General features: G+C 52.3%; 11 protein-coding genes. 4 read left to right on the plus strand and 7 right to left on the minus strand.

Annotated elements, in window-relative coordinates:
* Positions 1 to 36: 36 nt before the first annotated feature.
* The gene (locus tag ACFMKP_RS13830) at positions 37 to 1,500 is read right to left on the minus strand and encodes a DNA-3-methyladenine glycosylase 2 family protein (protein ID WP_382292553.1); all 1,464 of its coding nucleotides are present in this window, start codon (positions 1,498 to 1,500) and stop codon (positions 37 to 39) included.
* 11 nt (positions 1,501 to 1,511) lie between these two features.
* Positions 1,512 to 2,048 carry a methylated-DNA--[protein]-cysteine S-methyltransferase gene (locus ACFMKP_RS13835; protein WP_382292554.1) on the minus strand — a complete coding sequence of 179 codons (537 nt, stop codon included), beginning with the start codon at positions 2,046 to 2,048 and terminating at the stop codon, positions 1,512 to 1,514.
* A gap of 482 nt (positions 2,049 to 2,530) precedes the next feature.
* Here ACFMKP_RS13835 and ACFMKP_RS13840 point away from each other — a divergent pair, with 482 nt between their 5' ends.
* Entirely contained in the window at positions 2,531 to 3,181 is a 651-nt protein-coding gene (locus ACFMKP_RS13840; RefSeq protein ID WP_382292555.1) for an NAD-dependent epimerase/dehydratase family protein, read from the plus strand.
* A 347-nt stretch (positions 3,182 to 3,528) separates the two neighbouring features.
* Positions 3,529 to 5,868 (plus strand): hypothetical protein, encoded by a 2,340-nt coding sequence (locus ACFMKP_RS13845; RefSeq protein ID WP_382292556.1) that lies wholly within the window; start codon positions 3,529 to 3,531, stop codon positions 5,866 to 5,868.
* Positions 5,869 to 5,942: 74 nt separating this feature from the next.
* Here the strand turns inward: ACFMKP_RS13845 and ACFMKP_RS13850 are convergent, their stop codons facing one another.
* The 4 genes from ACFMKP_RS13850 to rlmB form a co-directional block, all read right to left on the minus strand.
* A complete protein-coding gene (locus ACFMKP_RS13850; RefSeq protein WP_382292557.1) occupies positions 5,943 to 7,004 on the minus strand; it encodes a phosphotransacetylase family protein in 1,062 nt (353 codons plus the stop codon).
* Between the two features lie 175 nt (positions 7,005 to 7,179).
* Positions 7,180 to 9,273, minus strand: coding sequence for an acetate--CoA ligase alpha subunit (gene acs / locus ACFMKP_RS13855; RefSeq protein WP_382292558.1), 2,094 nt, complete (start codon positions 9,271 to 9,273; stop codon positions 7,180 to 7,182).
* Between the two features lie 66 nt (positions 9,274 to 9,339).
* A complete protein-coding gene (locus ACFMKP_RS13860; RefSeq protein WP_204755672.1) occupies positions 9,340 to 10,017 on the minus strand; it encodes a M50 family metallopeptidase in 678 nt (225 codons plus the stop codon).
* 368 nt (positions 10,018 to 10,385) lie between these two features.
* Positions 10,386 to 11,126: a 23S rRNA (guanosine(2251)-2'-O)-methyltransferase RlmB gene (gene rlmB / locus ACFMKP_RS13865; protein ID WP_382292559.1), complete on the minus strand. Its 741-nt coding sequence runs from the start codon at positions 11,124 to 11,126 to the stop codon at positions 10,386 to 10,388.
* Positions 11,127 to 11,201: 75 nt separating this feature from the next.
* On the opposite strand from rlmB, the gene ACFMKP_RS13870 reads away from it, so the two are divergent.
* On the plus strand, positions 11,202 to 11,609 hold the full coding sequence (locus tag ACFMKP_RS13870; RefSeq protein ID WP_204755670.1) for a sulfite exporter TauE/SafE family protein: 408 nt from the start codon (positions 11,202 to 11,204) through the stop codon (positions 11,607 to 11,609).
* 161 nt (positions 11,610 to 11,770) lie between these two features.
* Entirely contained in the window at positions 11,771 to 13,408 is a 1,638-nt protein-coding gene (locus ACFMKP_RS13875; RefSeq protein ID WP_382292560.1) for a GAF domain-containing protein, read from the plus strand.
* A gap of 227 nt (positions 13,409 to 13,635) precedes the next feature.
* Here the strand turns inward: ACFMKP_RS13875 and ACFMKP_RS13880 are convergent, their stop codons facing one another.
* Positions 13,636 to 14,790, minus strand: coding sequence for an acyl-CoA dehydrogenase family protein (locus ACFMKP_RS13880; protein ID WP_382292659.1), 1,155 nt, complete (start codon positions 14,788 to 14,790; stop codon positions 13,636 to 13,638).
* Positions 14,791 to 14,792: the final 2 nt, after the last annotated feature.

Here is a 14,792-nt window from a genome sequence, read left to right on the forward strand (position 1 = left end):
CGTGTAGATTCGTGTCCTTCGTGGATCAAAACTTCGTTACATTGGCTTCAAGCGTTGCCAAAGGTGAAAGGTTGCTAGGCTGCGATAAGGACTGAATGCGGCCATTAACGCCAAAGTTGTTGAACGATCAGGCCGTTGCTCAAGCTGAAAAAATGCCTGCAAACTACTGGTCAAGCCACTATCGCCCACCGGCACACAATCGCTAAAGCCAAACGAGCGCATCAGCACATATTGGGCTGTCCATGGGCCGATGCCGCGCAAGGCCAACAGTTCGCGCTCGATCCGCGTGGCCGATTTGCTGCCATAGCTGGCCAAGGGCAAGGTTCCGGCCACAATCGCCTGCGCCGTATCAATTAAATAACGCGCCTTGGAATTGGAGAAGCCCAACGGCAGCAGTTGCTCAATGCTTAGTTCGGCAACGGCGCTTGGGGTTGGCGCAAGGTAAAAATCATTGATTAATGGTTGCCCTGCCAGCGCAGTTAGGCGTTGGCGCAAGCGATAGGCTACTGCGAGCGAGATTTGCTGGCCCAAAATCGCCCAAACCAAGGCATCGAACGGATTATGCACCAAAGGCATGCGCAGGCCGCGTTGTTGCTCAATCAAGGGCAAAAGTGCTGGCGATTTGGCAACGTGAGCCTCGAAGCGACTAGGATCGTTGCGCAAGCCCAAGCCAGCGACGATATGCTGGTGAATTGTGGCATAGTCGCTGGGCGTGAGCGTTGGCTGCTCCACGATTGAACATTCTGCATGATTTTGGTTGATTGTGACGCTGAGCAAAACCCCAGTTTGCCCATTCAAGCGGCACGTGCTGAGCCACGTCTGATCCACAACCCGATCAGTTAAGCTGACTGGATCACGGCCAAGCTGGCCCAAAATTTGGCGGCTTGGATAATCGCTCGGCAAGCTAAGGCTAAAATGGCCAGTTTCGGGTATGCGCCGATAATCGCTTGGCGTGAGCAACGTCTGCTTGCGAAAATTTTCGTTGAAGCTCGAAAGGCTATCAAAACCAACCTCATTCGCAATCGCAATAATCGTTTGGTCGCTGTTCAACAATAAAGCGCAGGCAGCCTCAATGCGCGCATGCAGCAACAAATCTGCTGGCGTGGTGTGATAATAAACCCGCATCAATTCGAATAATTTGGTTTGGCCAACGCCCGCTGCTTGGGCCATAGCCTTAACATCGCCAAACGCAGCAGGTTGGGCCAGCACTGATTCGATCAATTGCTCGGTTAAATGTTCTTCAGGGTCGAAGCCACGATAAAAATCATCAGGCCGACAAAGTTTGCAGGCACGATAGCCCGCCCCTTGGGCCGCATTGGGATTATGAAAAAACTCAACATTCTCGGGCTTGGGCTTGCGCGCACGACAGCTTGGCAAACAATAGATGCCTGTGGTTTTGACGGCGGTAATAAATTTGCCGTTATAGCTGGCATCCGATTGCAACATATGCGCAACCATTTCGTTGTGGCTTGGAAGCGTTGGCTCAATTTCAGTTAACATTTTTGCTGCTTTCAGACTAATTCAAAACTCGTTTGCTTGGGCAGATCTTTAAATTGAGCGCCTTCGTGGCGCAACAACCAGCGTTTGCGTTCCAAGCCGCCAGCATAGCCAGTCAAGCTTTTGTTGGCTCCAATCACGCGGTGGCAGGGCAACACAAGGCTAATTGGATTTAGGCCGTTGGTCATGCCGATGGCGCGGGCAGCGCTGGGCGTGCCAACTTTGGCCGCCAATTGGCCATAACTCATCGTTTGACCCACGCCAATTTCGCGGAGGGTCAACCAAACTTTGCGCTGAAACTCGCTGCCTGCCAGATCAACCTTAATTAGATCAAGTGCCGCCAGATCGCCAGCAAAATAGTGGGCAACTGCTGCGCTCAAAGCGCTTTGCGGGGTTGGAATCAATTCAAACGTGCCATAGCGATGGCCAAGCAAGCGTTGGCAGCGAGCTTGATTATCGCCAAAATCGAGATACACCACGCCCTGAGGGCTACTGATAATGACCACATCGCCAATCGGCGTTGCGACTTGTTCGAGCATTAGTTGTTGCATTGCGACACTCCTGTGGTTATGACCGATTGACTGAATTCAGTATAGCGATGGTTGGGGTTTGCGGCTACCGTTTTTCTTCGCACTAATTTTGGCTGTCGGTTGGCAATAAATCGTGCTAGGCTTAAATGACACAGCTGCGTTCCCTCACCCCAACCCCTCTCCCACAGAGCGGGCGAGGGACTTAGGCGATGATCTTTCATTGCCTGTACTGGGCTACTTGTAATGGTTCATTGGCTTGGCAACCGTGTCCCCTCACCCCCCAGCCCCCTCTCCCACGAAAACGCGGGCGAGGGGGAGCATCCGTGGTGCACCAAGGAATTGGGAGAGAACCACGGCGGTAAAGCCCCTCTCCCGTTCGACGGGAGAGGGGTTGGGGTGAGGGGATCAGGCGGTGGTTAACCTCATGTACCATTACATCTACTATTTAGCTTGTGGATTGCTAAGGCTTTTAGGCTTTAGCTTAAAAAATAAAGGAACTGCCGATGAAGATAATCATTTTTGGGGCAACTGGCATGGTTGGGCAAGGGTTGTTGCGCGAGAGTTTGTTGAATCCGGCGGTTGCGCAAGTGTTGTGTGTTGGCCGCACCCCGACAGGCCAAAGCCACCCCAAGCTTGGTGAAATTGTGCATTGCAATCTCTATGATTTAGCGCCGATTGAACATGAATTAGTTGGTTATGATGCATGTTTGTTTTGCCTCGGAGTTTCGGCAGCGGGCATGACTGAGGCTGCTTATCGTTCAATCACCTACGATTTAACCATGCATGTGGCTCAAACCTTGGCGCGGCTTAATCCGCAATCGCGCTTTTTGTATGTTTCTGGCTCTGGAACCAATCCCAATTCGCGCACAATGTGGGCACGAATCAAAGGCCAAACCGAGCAAGAGTTGTTGAAACTGCCGTTTGAGGCTTTTATGCTGCGCCCGGGCTTTATTCAGCCGCAGCATGGCGTGGTTTCCAAAACGCGGCTCTATCGACTGCTCTATCGCCTGATTGGCCCGTTGTATCCTGTATTAAAACGCTTCATGCCCCAATATGTGACCACGACTGATCAATTAGCCCAAGCCATGCTGCGCGTGGCCCAAAATGGCGCAGCCCAGCCAATTCTCGAAAACAGCATGATTAACCAGTTGTAAGTGAGATTCCCTCACCCCCCAGCCCCCTCTCCCACTGAACGCGGGCGAGGGGGAGCATCCGTCGTTCACCAAGGAATTGCGCAAGAACCAGCGTGTTAAAGCCCCTCGCCCGCGCCACGGGAGAGGGGTTGGGGTGAGGGAATCTATAGTACACCAACGCATTTTGCAAGAACCACATGATTAAAGCCCCTCGCCCGCGCCACGGGAGAGGGGTTGGGGTGAGGGAACCTTTAATCACTTGCCCCAAAATCAATATTTGACGTTATAATGGGCCAGAATAGCAATGCTGCTCTTTTTAACCCTATGTCTTTCAATTAATCACCTGCCTTGAAGCGGAGAAGTTGCCTATGAAACGGATGCGTTTATTGATGTTTGTGGTGCTCGCTGGCCTATTAACGCCGCTTGGCGTGTTGGCGCGGCCTGTCACGCCGCCCCCAGTTCAGCCCCAAGCCCCAAATGTGCCTAATTTTTATGTTGATCCAAATTCGTTCTCAGTTGTTACAACTCCAGGATCAACTGTTCAATTTACATTTCAAGTTTATAATACGTCAAACGGACCAGGATTTGAATCTCTGAATTATGATTTTTTCTTTGATCCCCTGCCCACAGGTTTTACTGACGATCCTATTAATCCAGTGACCGGAGTACCTACTGGGGACTCTATTACAATTGTTGCAACTGTAAATGTTGGCACAACGGTTGCATTACAAACATATGCATTACGCTTACGCGTACGTGGTACGTCAGGCACAACTCAAATTACCCGTATTGTAGATATTCAAATTAGAATTGTAGCGCCAACTGCAACACCAACCCGAACCCAAACACCAACCGCAACAGCACCAACAGGCACAACGACTGGTACACCGGGCCGCGTATGTAATGGCAGTGGTGGCACGCTCAACGATAAATTCGAGCCTGATAACACCCGCAGCCAAGCGCGCCGAATTGAAGTCGATGTGCCGCAAATCCATGCAATTTGTCCAGTTGGCGATGAAGACTGGCTTTTGTTTGGCGGTTTAGAGGGCAAAGTCTACACCATCGATGTTACACAAATGACCGATGGCCTCGACCTTTCGTTGACGCTCTACGATAGCAATGGCAATCAATTAGCCTTCAACGACGACTTTCCACGCAACAACGATCCCAGCGATATCAAGCCACGGATTCAATCGTGGCGCGCGCCAGCTAACGGCCAATACTATATCAAGGTGCGCGATTCCGCCGGACGCGGCTTTGTTGACGCACTCTACACGGTGGTACTCAACAGCGAGAGCTACGGCCCTACGCCAACCCTCATCCCCGAAATCTGCGAAGATTTGTATGAGCCAGATGGCTTGCCCGAAATTGCACCCTTGATTGTGGTTGGCGAAGTGCATCCCGACCATCGTTTGTGTCCACGCGGCGATGCAGATTGGGTCAAATTCTTCGGCAAATCGGGCAAAATCTATTCGCTGTTTACCTCGGATCTCAGTGTTGGGGCCGATACAGTGATGGTGCTGGCTGATCGCGACGGCACGACGATTATCGATTTCAACGACGATTATGAATCGGGCTTAGATTCGCGAATCGATTTCGCGCCAGTCGTCGATGGCTTCTACTTTGTGCAAGTCAAAAATGTGGGCGATGTTGGTAATCAATTTATCGATTACACCTTGACTTTCCAGATCAAGAGCAACGCCAACCAAGGCCAGCCGACGATGCAGCCAACCGCAACCTTCGATGATGGCGAAATTACGCCAACCCTCGATGAAGATGATCTGACCCCAACCTTCGATGACGAGCGCACGCCAACGACAACTGGCACCGTGACGGGAACGCCCACCCGCACGCCAACCTCGGCATATCCAACGCCAACCAATTCTTCGGGCAACAAATTGCCAAACTTCGATACTCGCAGCAATGGCAAATTCGCTGATCCAGCCTTCAACAAAGTTTGGACGCACGCCGATTCGCCAGTGGCCAGCGGCCAAGCTGTGCGTTCGTGGTTGTGGGGGCCAAACAGCGGCCAAGCTCGTGCCGAAGTCTACGATCAATCGCCTGGTGGTTTACGCCAAGTGCAATATTTCGATAAATCGCGCATGGAAATTAGCGATTTCGAGAGCGATCGCCAAAGCCAATGGTTTGTCACCAACGGTTTGTTGGCCAAAGAATTGATTCAAGGCCAAATTCAAATTGGCGATAGCAATTATGTGCAGCGCACCCCAGCCCAAATTAACATTGCTGGCGACTTAGGCGATGCTTCGGCTCCAACCTATGCGAGCTTTAGCAGCATTTTGGGCGCAACCAACGACCGCACTGGCCAATTCGCCGACCAGCAATTAGCCCGTAGTGGCAAAGTTAGTGCCTATGCTGGCAACCTCAACGATGCTGCCAAACTGGTGCATTACGTGCCCGAAACTGGCCACAACATTCCCAGCGCCTTCTGGAATTTTGTCAATCGTCAAGGCTTGGTCAATCAAAACGGCAAAGTCCAAGAAGGCCAAGTGATGGATTGGGTCTTTGCCTTGGGCTACCCAATCAGCGAAGCCTACTGGGCCAAAGTCTATGTTGGCGGCGTTGAGCAAACAGTGCTGGTACAAGCCTTCGAGCGCCGCGTGCTGACCTACACCCCCAGCAATCCCGCCGATTGGCAAGTGGAAATGGGCAACGTCGGCCAACACTACGAACAATGGCGCTACCGCTAGGCTCAATCTTTTGCTTCAAGGCTAAAAAACAACCCCCGTGTTCTATGCTGAACACGGGGGTTTTGTTGAGCAAATTACAAGCCCAAAATCGCATCTAAGCGTGGCCAATCGCAGCGCTCGGCCATAAGTTTGGTGAAGCGTTCGAGTTTGGTGCGTTCGTGCAAGCGCACATGACCAAACATGTTTTCAATTCGTTCAACAGCGGTCAAGGTATCATCGGCAATCGTGATGATCGGCACGTTGCGTTGTTCAGCGCGATCAATCACCGATTGCTGTGGGCGAAAGTTGCCTGTCAAGACCAAGGCGTTGGTTGAGGTTTCCAAGGCTGCTAGTTGCAAATCGGTGCGGTCGCCGCCTGTGATTACTGCTTTGTTGGCGCGGCGGCGGAAGTGCGAGAGGCCCGCCTCTGCTCCCATCGCCCCAATCATCAACGACTCGACGATTTTGCCTTGACCATACTCAGCGCCAATCACGCTACCGCCAAGCTCGCTGACCAAATCCTCAACTGGAATGCCAGAGAGCGCAATATCTTGCGGCAACAAACCCAACACTGCAATCCCGCGTTGCTCAAGGAACGGCACAACGTGCGATTGCACAAAATCCAGTCGCGTTTCCTCGATTTGGTTGAGAATTACGCCCTTGAGCCGTTTGCCGACGAAGCGTTGCACCGATAAAATCGCATCGACGGTTAAGGTCGTGCGATAGCGCGAAACCAACACCATCGGCGCATCGATCAAATCGGCCACGCGATCAGCGCTGAGATCGACCAACGAGCCTTCGGCCCAGCTATTGGTGCCTTCGACAATCGTTACTTGATGATTATTGCTAATGCTTTGAAAGGCCTGTTGCACCGCGCCCGCCCAATCGTGCTGCTCGCCGCGCAAAATGCTTTCGATGGTAGTGCGGCGCAAGAGCACAGGGGCAATTTGCTCCAACGGCTCGCTCAGACCAAAGCTCTCGCGAATAAAAGCAGCATCTTCGTCAAACGCGCCTTCTGGAGTATGAGTCACCGAAACACTAACAGGCTTCATATAGCCAGCATCAATCTGGCGATCCTTGAGTTGGCGCAGCAAACCAGCACAAACTGCACTCTTGCCAACATATGATTCTGTTGATGCAACATACAGCGTTGCCATAGCGAAACTCCTTTATCAAAAGGATGAAGGATGAATTATGAGGGATGAAAAACTCATCCTTTCCATCGAGCATTTATCAAATAATGCGAGATCAGGGATGAAGATAGCTTGGATCATCCATCGATGATCGATTCTTGCGCTTCATAATTCATCCTTCATCCCTCATCCTTTCAATCTATCCTTGCAGAATAATGCGGGCATCGAGCACGATTACGCCTTCGCCACGGTTGTAGACAACCAACGGATTAATATCCATTTCGACGATTTCGGGGAAGTCGCTGACCAATTGGCTGACGCGCAGCACAATATCTTCGACGGCTTCTAAATCGGCGGTTTGCTCGCCCCGCACGCCCTGCAACAGCGGAAACGAACGAATTGCCCGCAGTTGTTCGCGCACTTCTTCGCGGCTCAACGGCGCAAGCCGAAACACTACATCTTTGAGCACTTCGACATAAATGCCGCCCATGCCCACGCCAATTAATGCCCCAAACTGCGGATCGCGGCTGACCCCGACCAGCACTTCGCGGCCTTTACGCGCCATTTCCTGCACCAACACCCCCCAAATGCGGGCGTTGGGGCTGAATTTACGTGCACGATAGGCGATTAATTCGTAGCTATCGCTGGCAGCTTGGGGGTCGGCAATGCCCACGCGCACGCCACCAATATCGCTTTTATGCAAAATATCGGGCGAGCTAATTTTCATCACCACTGGAAAACCAATTTCCTTGGCGATTTCGGCGGCTTCTTCAGGCGAACGGGCTAGCCGACTATCGGGCAAACGCATGCCATAGGCTGCCATCACTTCGCGGGCCTCAATTTCGCCAAGCTCAACTCGCCCAGCCTCGCGTACTTGGGCAAACAAATCGCGCACATGGTCTTTATCGACATCAAATCGAGCATAGGTTAGGGCTGGTTGTTCGCGCCAGCGCCGATGTTGCCACATTGCAGCCAAGGCGGCGACGGCCCGTTCGGGAAATTCGTAGTTGGGAATTTTATGTTGATTGAGCAATTTGAGCGCTGGCTTGATGCTATATGCGCCCATAAAACTGGCCACAATCGGCTTGCTTTGGTTGGCTGAAAGCTCAGCCATGGCTTCCACCGTGGCTTCGGCTTCGCTGCCAGCTTGCGGCGTGAACAACACCAACACCGCATCAACATTGGGGTCGGCTAAGGCCATTTCAATCCCAGTGCGATAGCGATCGGCTTTGGCATCGCCAATCACGTCGATCGGATTATAGACATTGGCGGTTGGCGGCAAGTTGGCTTGCAGGTGGCTGATGGTTGCGGGGCTAAATTCGGCCATTTGCAAACCATCGCGCTCAATTGCATCGGTGGCGATAATGCCCGGGCCGCCAGCGTTGGTAACAATTGCCACCCGTGGGCCTGCCAGCAAAGGTTGATAGGCAAAAACTAAAGCAAAATCAAACAATTGCTCCATCGTGCGCGCCCGCACAATCCCGCTTTGGCCAAAGGCCGATTCGTAGGCGCTTTCGCTGCCTGCCAACGAGCCAGTGTGCGAAGAAATTGCCCGCGTGCCAGCAGCAGTTGTCCCGCTTTTGATCGCGATTACGGGCGTGCGTTTGGTCACTTCGCGGGCGGCCTGAATAAAGCCCGGGCCATCGGAAATACCTTCCAGATAGGCCAAAATGACTTTATTCTGCGGGTCGTTGCCCCATGCCTGCAACAGCGCCACTTCATCAACATCGGATTTATTGCCAAGGCTGACGAAGCGCGAAAAACCAATATTCGCCTCTTTGCTCCAATCGAGGATGGCGGTACAGACCGCGCCCGATTGCGACATAAAGGCAATTTCGCCATCAGCGGGCATTAATGCTGCAAACGAAGCATTCAAATGGCTGACGGTATCAATCACACCAAGACAATTGGGGCCGACCATGCGCATACCGTAGCGTTGCACAATCTCTACCAATTGGTGTTCAAGCTTCACCCCTTCACCGCCAACTTCCTTGAAACCTGCGGTGATCACGACTAAACCGCGCACGCCTTTTTGGCCGCACTCTTCGGCGACATTGAGCACATGCTGCGGTGGAATAACTAAAACTGCCAATTCAACTTCATCGGGAACAGCAGCGACCGACGGGTAGGCCGTTTGGCCTAAAACTGCTTTGGCGGTGGGATGAATCGGGTAGATTCGCCCTTGATAGCCATTGTCAATAACATTTTTGAGGACACGGTGACCAAGACGTGATGGATCGGGAGATGCTCCCACCACAGCCACCGATTGCGGAGCGAAAATCTCCTCCAGCATAGCGATTGCCTCCGGGTTACTTCGATCACCCCTAGAGCATATCACATCTGGCGCTGCTTGAATGGGCTAAATGTCACGGAAGTATGCAAATCGGATGGCTTGCCACAAAATTAACAGCGCGATGCCGCTCCAAACCAAGGCCCATAAAATCGCTGGCACGCCTGTCGCTTGCTGCATAATTAAGGCATCGCTGGTTACGTGGCGGCGGTAGGATGAGAGCCGCAGCAAATCCCACAAGCTATCGAGCGCATTTAAGATCGTCTGCACACCCAAAATCAGCAACAGCCATTCATTCAAATGCAAAGCCAATTTGTAACTGGCAGCAATAAACGCTCCGGCCAGCAGCACGCCCACCAAAATCCCAAACAGATTACGCACAAACAAGCCACACAACACAAACAGTGCAATCCCAATAATTAATGTCACCCGATTGGCGCTAATGCCTCGCGCCGACAGAATCAGCAAAGCTCCGCCAACCAAGGCACTGCTTAAATAACCAGCGCTCGCCACAATCCAGCGAATGCCGCCCGCCGTCCAAGCCACGCCCTCGCCATTCGCATACACCTCGAAACGATCGAATTTGCCACCAGTTAACAAGGTGGCAAAGCCATGACCAAGCTCATGCACAAAAGTGTTGAACAACTCAAACGGATAGACCAGCCAATGCAGCACTGGCAACCGCGCGATGATCGTTGATGTTACCGCGATGGCAATCGCGATCCAGAGTTCGTTGTTGCGTAGCATGGGGTTCTCCACGAGCTATATCTTGGCTATTGGCTTTTGGCTTTTGATTTTTGATCCACGAAGGACACGAAGCGCACGAAGGATAAGGCTATAGGCTTTTGGCTATAAGATGCAGATCGCAGGAATCCTTTAAAATGTTCCGCTAGCCCAGAGCTGTACTGGTTCATCAGGTTAACCAAGGCCAGATCCCCTCACCCCCAACCCCTCGCCCACGTGGCGGGCGAGGGGCTTTAATCCCGTGGTTCTATCGCACGGCGTTGGTAAAAACGGCTGCTCCCCCTCGCCCGCGTTTTCGTGGGAGAGGGGGCTGGGGGGTGAGGGATAGTTGCTAATCCATGTTCTATGTTCTATGCTCTATGTTCTATGTTCTACTGCGCCCTCACGCGCCAAGCGTGATAAAGAATAATCGAGCCTGCGGTGGCGGCATTGAGCGAGGCCACTTTGCCGCGCATTGGCAACCGCAACAACAAATCGCAGCGCTCACGGGTCAAGCGGGCCAAGCCCGGGCCTTCCGCACCAATCACCAGGGCCAAGGCTCCGCGCAAATTCGCCCGATCAAAATCGACCGCCCGCTCATCGTCCTCAACGCCTGCAACCCAAATATTGTAGTCTTGCAGATGCTTGATGGTTTGGGAAATATTGGTAATTTGAGCGACATACAAATGTTCAACCGCCCCAGCCGAGGCATTAATCACTGCTGGCGTAATGCTGGCCGAGCGCCGATCGGGGAAGATGATGCCATGCGCGCCGACAATTTCGGCAGTGCGCATCAGCGTGCCAATATTTTGCGGGTCTTGCAAGTGGTCGAAAATCAAAATTAGCGGTTGCTCGCCGCGCTCACGGGCCAGCTCGATAATATCATCAACCTCAACATACGGATACGGCCCACATTCAAGCGCAATTCCTTGGTGATTCGCGCCCGCCGTGCGTTTATCAAGCTCGCCGCGCTGCACTTTGGCAACTTGAATCCGCCGTTCGCGAGCAACCACATTAATCGCCTGCATCGATTCGCCTTCTTTGATGCCATCGGCAATTAGCAAACGGCCCAATTTGCGGCGATTAGCGCGCAACGCCTCTAAAACTGCATTTCGTCCATATAATAATTCCAAAGTAGATTCCTATTCGGTGCTAAGTTAGTCGTCGGTTTGCGCTATTATAGCGTCAAGCTGTCAATGGAGGAATCAATGGATCAGCAACCAAAGGAGCAAAAGCGCGTGATTACCCTAAGTGTTGGCATGATTATCAATCTGCTACTAATTGGCTTGGTCGCTGGCGTGGCTGGCGGAATGTTCGGAATTGGCGGCGGCGCAATTATGGTTCCGGCCATGGTCTTGTTGCTGGCGCTCGACCAAAAGTTTGCCACTGGCACCTCAATTGGCGCACAGATCTTGCCTGTTGGCTTGCTAGGCGCGTTTGTTTACTATAAAGAAGGCAATTTGGATTGGCGAGCATCGATCATCATTGCCATTGGCTTGTTGCTCGGAACCTATTTTGGGGCCAAAATTGCTGCGCCAATTTCATCGGCAACCATGAAAAAGTTCTATGGGGCGTTCCTATTTATCATCGGCGCGCGCTATCTGTTTTGGAAATAATGTTTGGGTTGCGCACTTGAGCATCCACAGTTAATCAACATAACGATTAGTTGATTGAGTTTGGGTTGCTCACAATTGCTAATCCAAATCATCCATGCTCAAGGCTTGACGCTGTTGCACGGCTAGGGTAGATTGAGTTGATACTGCAAGGAGGCTCGCTAATGCCATCAATAACTCTCGATGCTCAACGCTGGCAAACATTTAGTCAGTTGCTCACCGCAACGGCCTACCAAAATCCCCAAGCATTGCTTGAATCGTTTTTGCAACGCTTAATTGAATTTTGGCCAGCCCAAGCGGGCGCATTGCTCTATATCGATCCGATGAATGCGCCGTTTTCGTTGGAGCATGGCGAATTGCCCGCCGATGGCCATGAGATGATTGAGCAGGCGCGATCGGTGTTTGAGCGCACCAATGGCGGCGAGCAGGATTTAGGGGTCTATGGGATTAACGATGAGCTAGCCTTGGTCGAATTAACGTTGCGTTCTGGCGATGCAGAGGTTGGCCTATTACACTTAATCGTCGCAGCCGACCGTGTATCACCAGAAAACGAGGGCGAATTGGCGCTACTTTTGGTCGGCGTTGCTGGCGGAGCTGCCGATCGGGTGGCCTTGCTCAACACCACCCGTAGCGAGCTTGATGAGATGAATTTGCTCTATCAAGTGAGCCAATCGATTGCCAGCGACATCGATTTGCGCAGCCTGTTGCGCACGATTATTGAAAAAGTTACCCAAATTGTCGATAGCGAAAGCGCCTCGTTGCTGTTGGTTGATGATGTGCATCAAGAACTGTATTTTGAAACGCCATCGAGCAACAACCAAGAATTACGCTCCTATCGCATGCCAATCGACCAAGGCTTTGCTGGTTGGGTTGTGACCCACGGCCAAGGCTTGATCGTCGATGATCCGCAGAACGATGCCCGTTTCTATCGCCAAGTCGATAGCGATATTTCGCACCAAACCCGCAATATTCTGACTGTGCCCGTGCGTTCGCGCGAGCGCACCGTCGGCGTGATTCAGGCCGTCAACAAGCGCAATGGCCCGTTTACCGAGCACGATTTACGCACGCTTTCGATGCTGGCCAACCAAGCGGCAATCTCGATTGAAAACGCCAATCTGTATACCAAACTCAAAGAAGAACGCGATCGCTTGATTCGCAAAGAAGAAGAAGTGCGCCACCAAATCAACCGCGATTTGCACGACGGCCCAACTCAATCGATCGCGGCGATTTCGATGAACATTGAGTTCATCAAAAAATTGATGCACGCAATGCCCGAGCGGGTTGAAGATGAGCTAAATTCGTTAGCATCGTTGGTCAAAAAAACCTATCAAGAGTTGCGCACCCTGTTGTTTGAGCTACGCCCGCTGGGCCTCGAAACCCAAGGCCTGATTGCAACCTTACACGAATATGCTAGCAAATTCCGCGACCCTTCGGGCATGCAAGTGCGGTTTACGCCAGGCAATTTCATTGGCCGCTTGGCTCCACAAACCGCCGCCGCAACCTTTATGATCATTCAAGAAGCAGTGAATAATGCTCGCAAGCATGCCAAAGCCTCGATGGTCTGGATCGAACTATTTCAAGATAGCGAGCGCAACATGCTGACCGCAGTTGTGCGCGATAGTGGCATCGGCTTTGATCTGCAAAGCATCACAACCTCGTATGAAGAACGTGGCTCGTTTGGCTTGTTGAATATGGGCGAGCGCGCAACCCTCGCTGGCGGCTCGTTTGAAATTCGTTCATCTGCAGGCGAAGGCACCCAAATCATCATTCGTGTGCCAATGTTGGTCGAACAACAAGATTGATAGGCGTTCCCTCACCCCCTCCTTACAAGGGTAGGTTTTGAGCGATTGGTCGGCAGTGGAGCATTCCCTCACCCCCCAACCCCCCAACCCCCCAACCCCCTCTCCCACGAAAACGCGGGCGAGGGGGAGCATCGTTTTTACCGACGCATTGCGCAAGAACCACGGTTTAAAGCCCCTCGCCCGCACACGGGAGAGGGGTTGGGGTGAGGGGATATTCCTCCGCTCAATTAGCGACGCTTGCCGACCATTCCTGCATATTTGGCAATAATCCCCAGCATAATTTCATCAGCACCGCCACCGATTGAGAGCAAGCGCGAATCACGAAAATAGCGCGCCAGCGGATATTCCTCAACATAGCCCATACCGCCGTGGAATTGCAAGCAACTATCGGCCACTTCGCGCACCAAACGCCCAGCCTTGAGCTTGGCCATCGAAACTTCTTTGGTAATGTCGTGGCCTGCGATCAACAAACGGGTGCAATGATAATTAAGTTGACGCAGGGCTTCAATCTCGCTCAACAACTCGGCCAAGCGAAAATGAATATACTGGTTTTCAATCAAGGCTTTGCCAAAGGTTTGGCGCTCGCGGCAATAATTAATCGTCATTGCAACGATTTTCTCCATCCCCGCAACCGCCGAAACCGAGCCAATCAGGCGCTCTTTTTGAAATTGCTGCATTTGCAGCCCAAAGCCTTGGCCTTCTTCGCCAATTCGATTGGCAATCGGCACGCGTAGGTCATCGAAGGCTAACAGGGCGGTGTCGCTGGAATGATTGCCCAATTTCTCTAACTTTTTCGAGACATGAAAGCCCGGCGTGTTGGTTGGCACAATAATCAACGACATGCCTTTGAAACCTGCTTCATCGCTGGTGCGCGCCAACAAGGTAATGAAATCGGCTTGGGTGCCATTGGTAATCCACATTTTGCTGCCGTTGATCACATATTCGTCACCATCACGCACGGCGCGGGTGCGAATCGACGCGACATCGGAGCCAGCATCAGGCTCGGAGATGGCGACGGCGGCGATCAATTCACCACGAATCGCGGGAGCCAAAAAACGCTGGCGCAGATCGTCGCTGCCAAATTCGGCCAAGGCTGGCGTGGCCATATCGGTATGCACCAAGATGGCCATTGGCACGCCGCCACAATCGGCGCGGCCAACTTCCTCGGCCAAAACCACGTTATACCAATAATCGAGGCCTGCGCCGCCATAGGCTTCAGGGTACGAAACACCCAACGCGCCCAATTCGCCTAATTTTTTGAAGAGTGCATGGCCTGGGAAACAGCGTTCATGCTCCCATTGCTCAACAAAGGGGTTGATTTCACGTTCGACAAAACGGCGGATGGTTTGGCGAAACATCTCATGATCGGGGTTAAAATACAGCG

Origin of the sequence: Herpetosiphon sp. NSE202 (assembly GCF_042688385.1) — a bacterium.
Lineage (GTDB): Bacteria > Chloroflexota > Chloroflexia > Chloroflexales > Herpetosiphonaceae > Herpetosiphon.

Bases quoted from the DNA above. Each gene is read 5' to 3' on its own strand.
- ACFMKP_RS13830 (WP_382292553.1), bottom strand. From the start codon at position 1,500: ATGTTAACTGAAATTGAGCCAACGCTTCCAAGCCACAACGAAATGGTT.
- ACFMKP_RS13835 (WP_382292554.1), bottom strand. From the start codon at position 2,048: ATGCAACAACTAATGCTCGAACAAGTCGCAACGCCGATTGGCGATGTG.
- ACFMKP_RS13840 (WP_382292555.1), top strand. From the start codon at position 2,531: ATGAAGATAATCATTTTTGGGGCAACTGGCATGGTTGGGCAAGGGTTG.
- ACFMKP_RS13845 (WP_382292556.1), top strand. From the start codon at position 3,529: ATGAAACGGATGCGTTTATTGATGTTTGTGGTGCTCGCTGGCCTATTA.
- ACFMKP_RS13850 (WP_382292557.1), bottom strand. From the start codon at position 7,004: ATGGCAACGCTGTATGTTGCATCAACAGAATCATATGTTGGCAAGAGT.
- acs (WP_382292558.1), bottom strand. From the start codon at position 9,273: ATGCTGGAGGAGATTTTCGCTCCGCAATCGGTGGCTGTGGTGGGAGCA.
- ACFMKP_RS13860 (WP_204755672.1), bottom strand. From the start codon at position 10,017: ATGCTACGCAACAACGAACTCTGGATCGCGATTGCCATCGCGGTAACA.
- ACFMKP_RS13870 (WP_204755670.1), top strand. From the start codon at position 11,202: ATGGATCAGCAACCAAAGGAGCAAAAGCGCGTGATTACCCTAAGTGTT.
- ACFMKP_RS13875 (WP_382292560.1), top strand. From the start codon at position 11,771: ATGCCATCAATAACTCTCGATGCTCAACGCTGGCAAACATTTAGTCAG.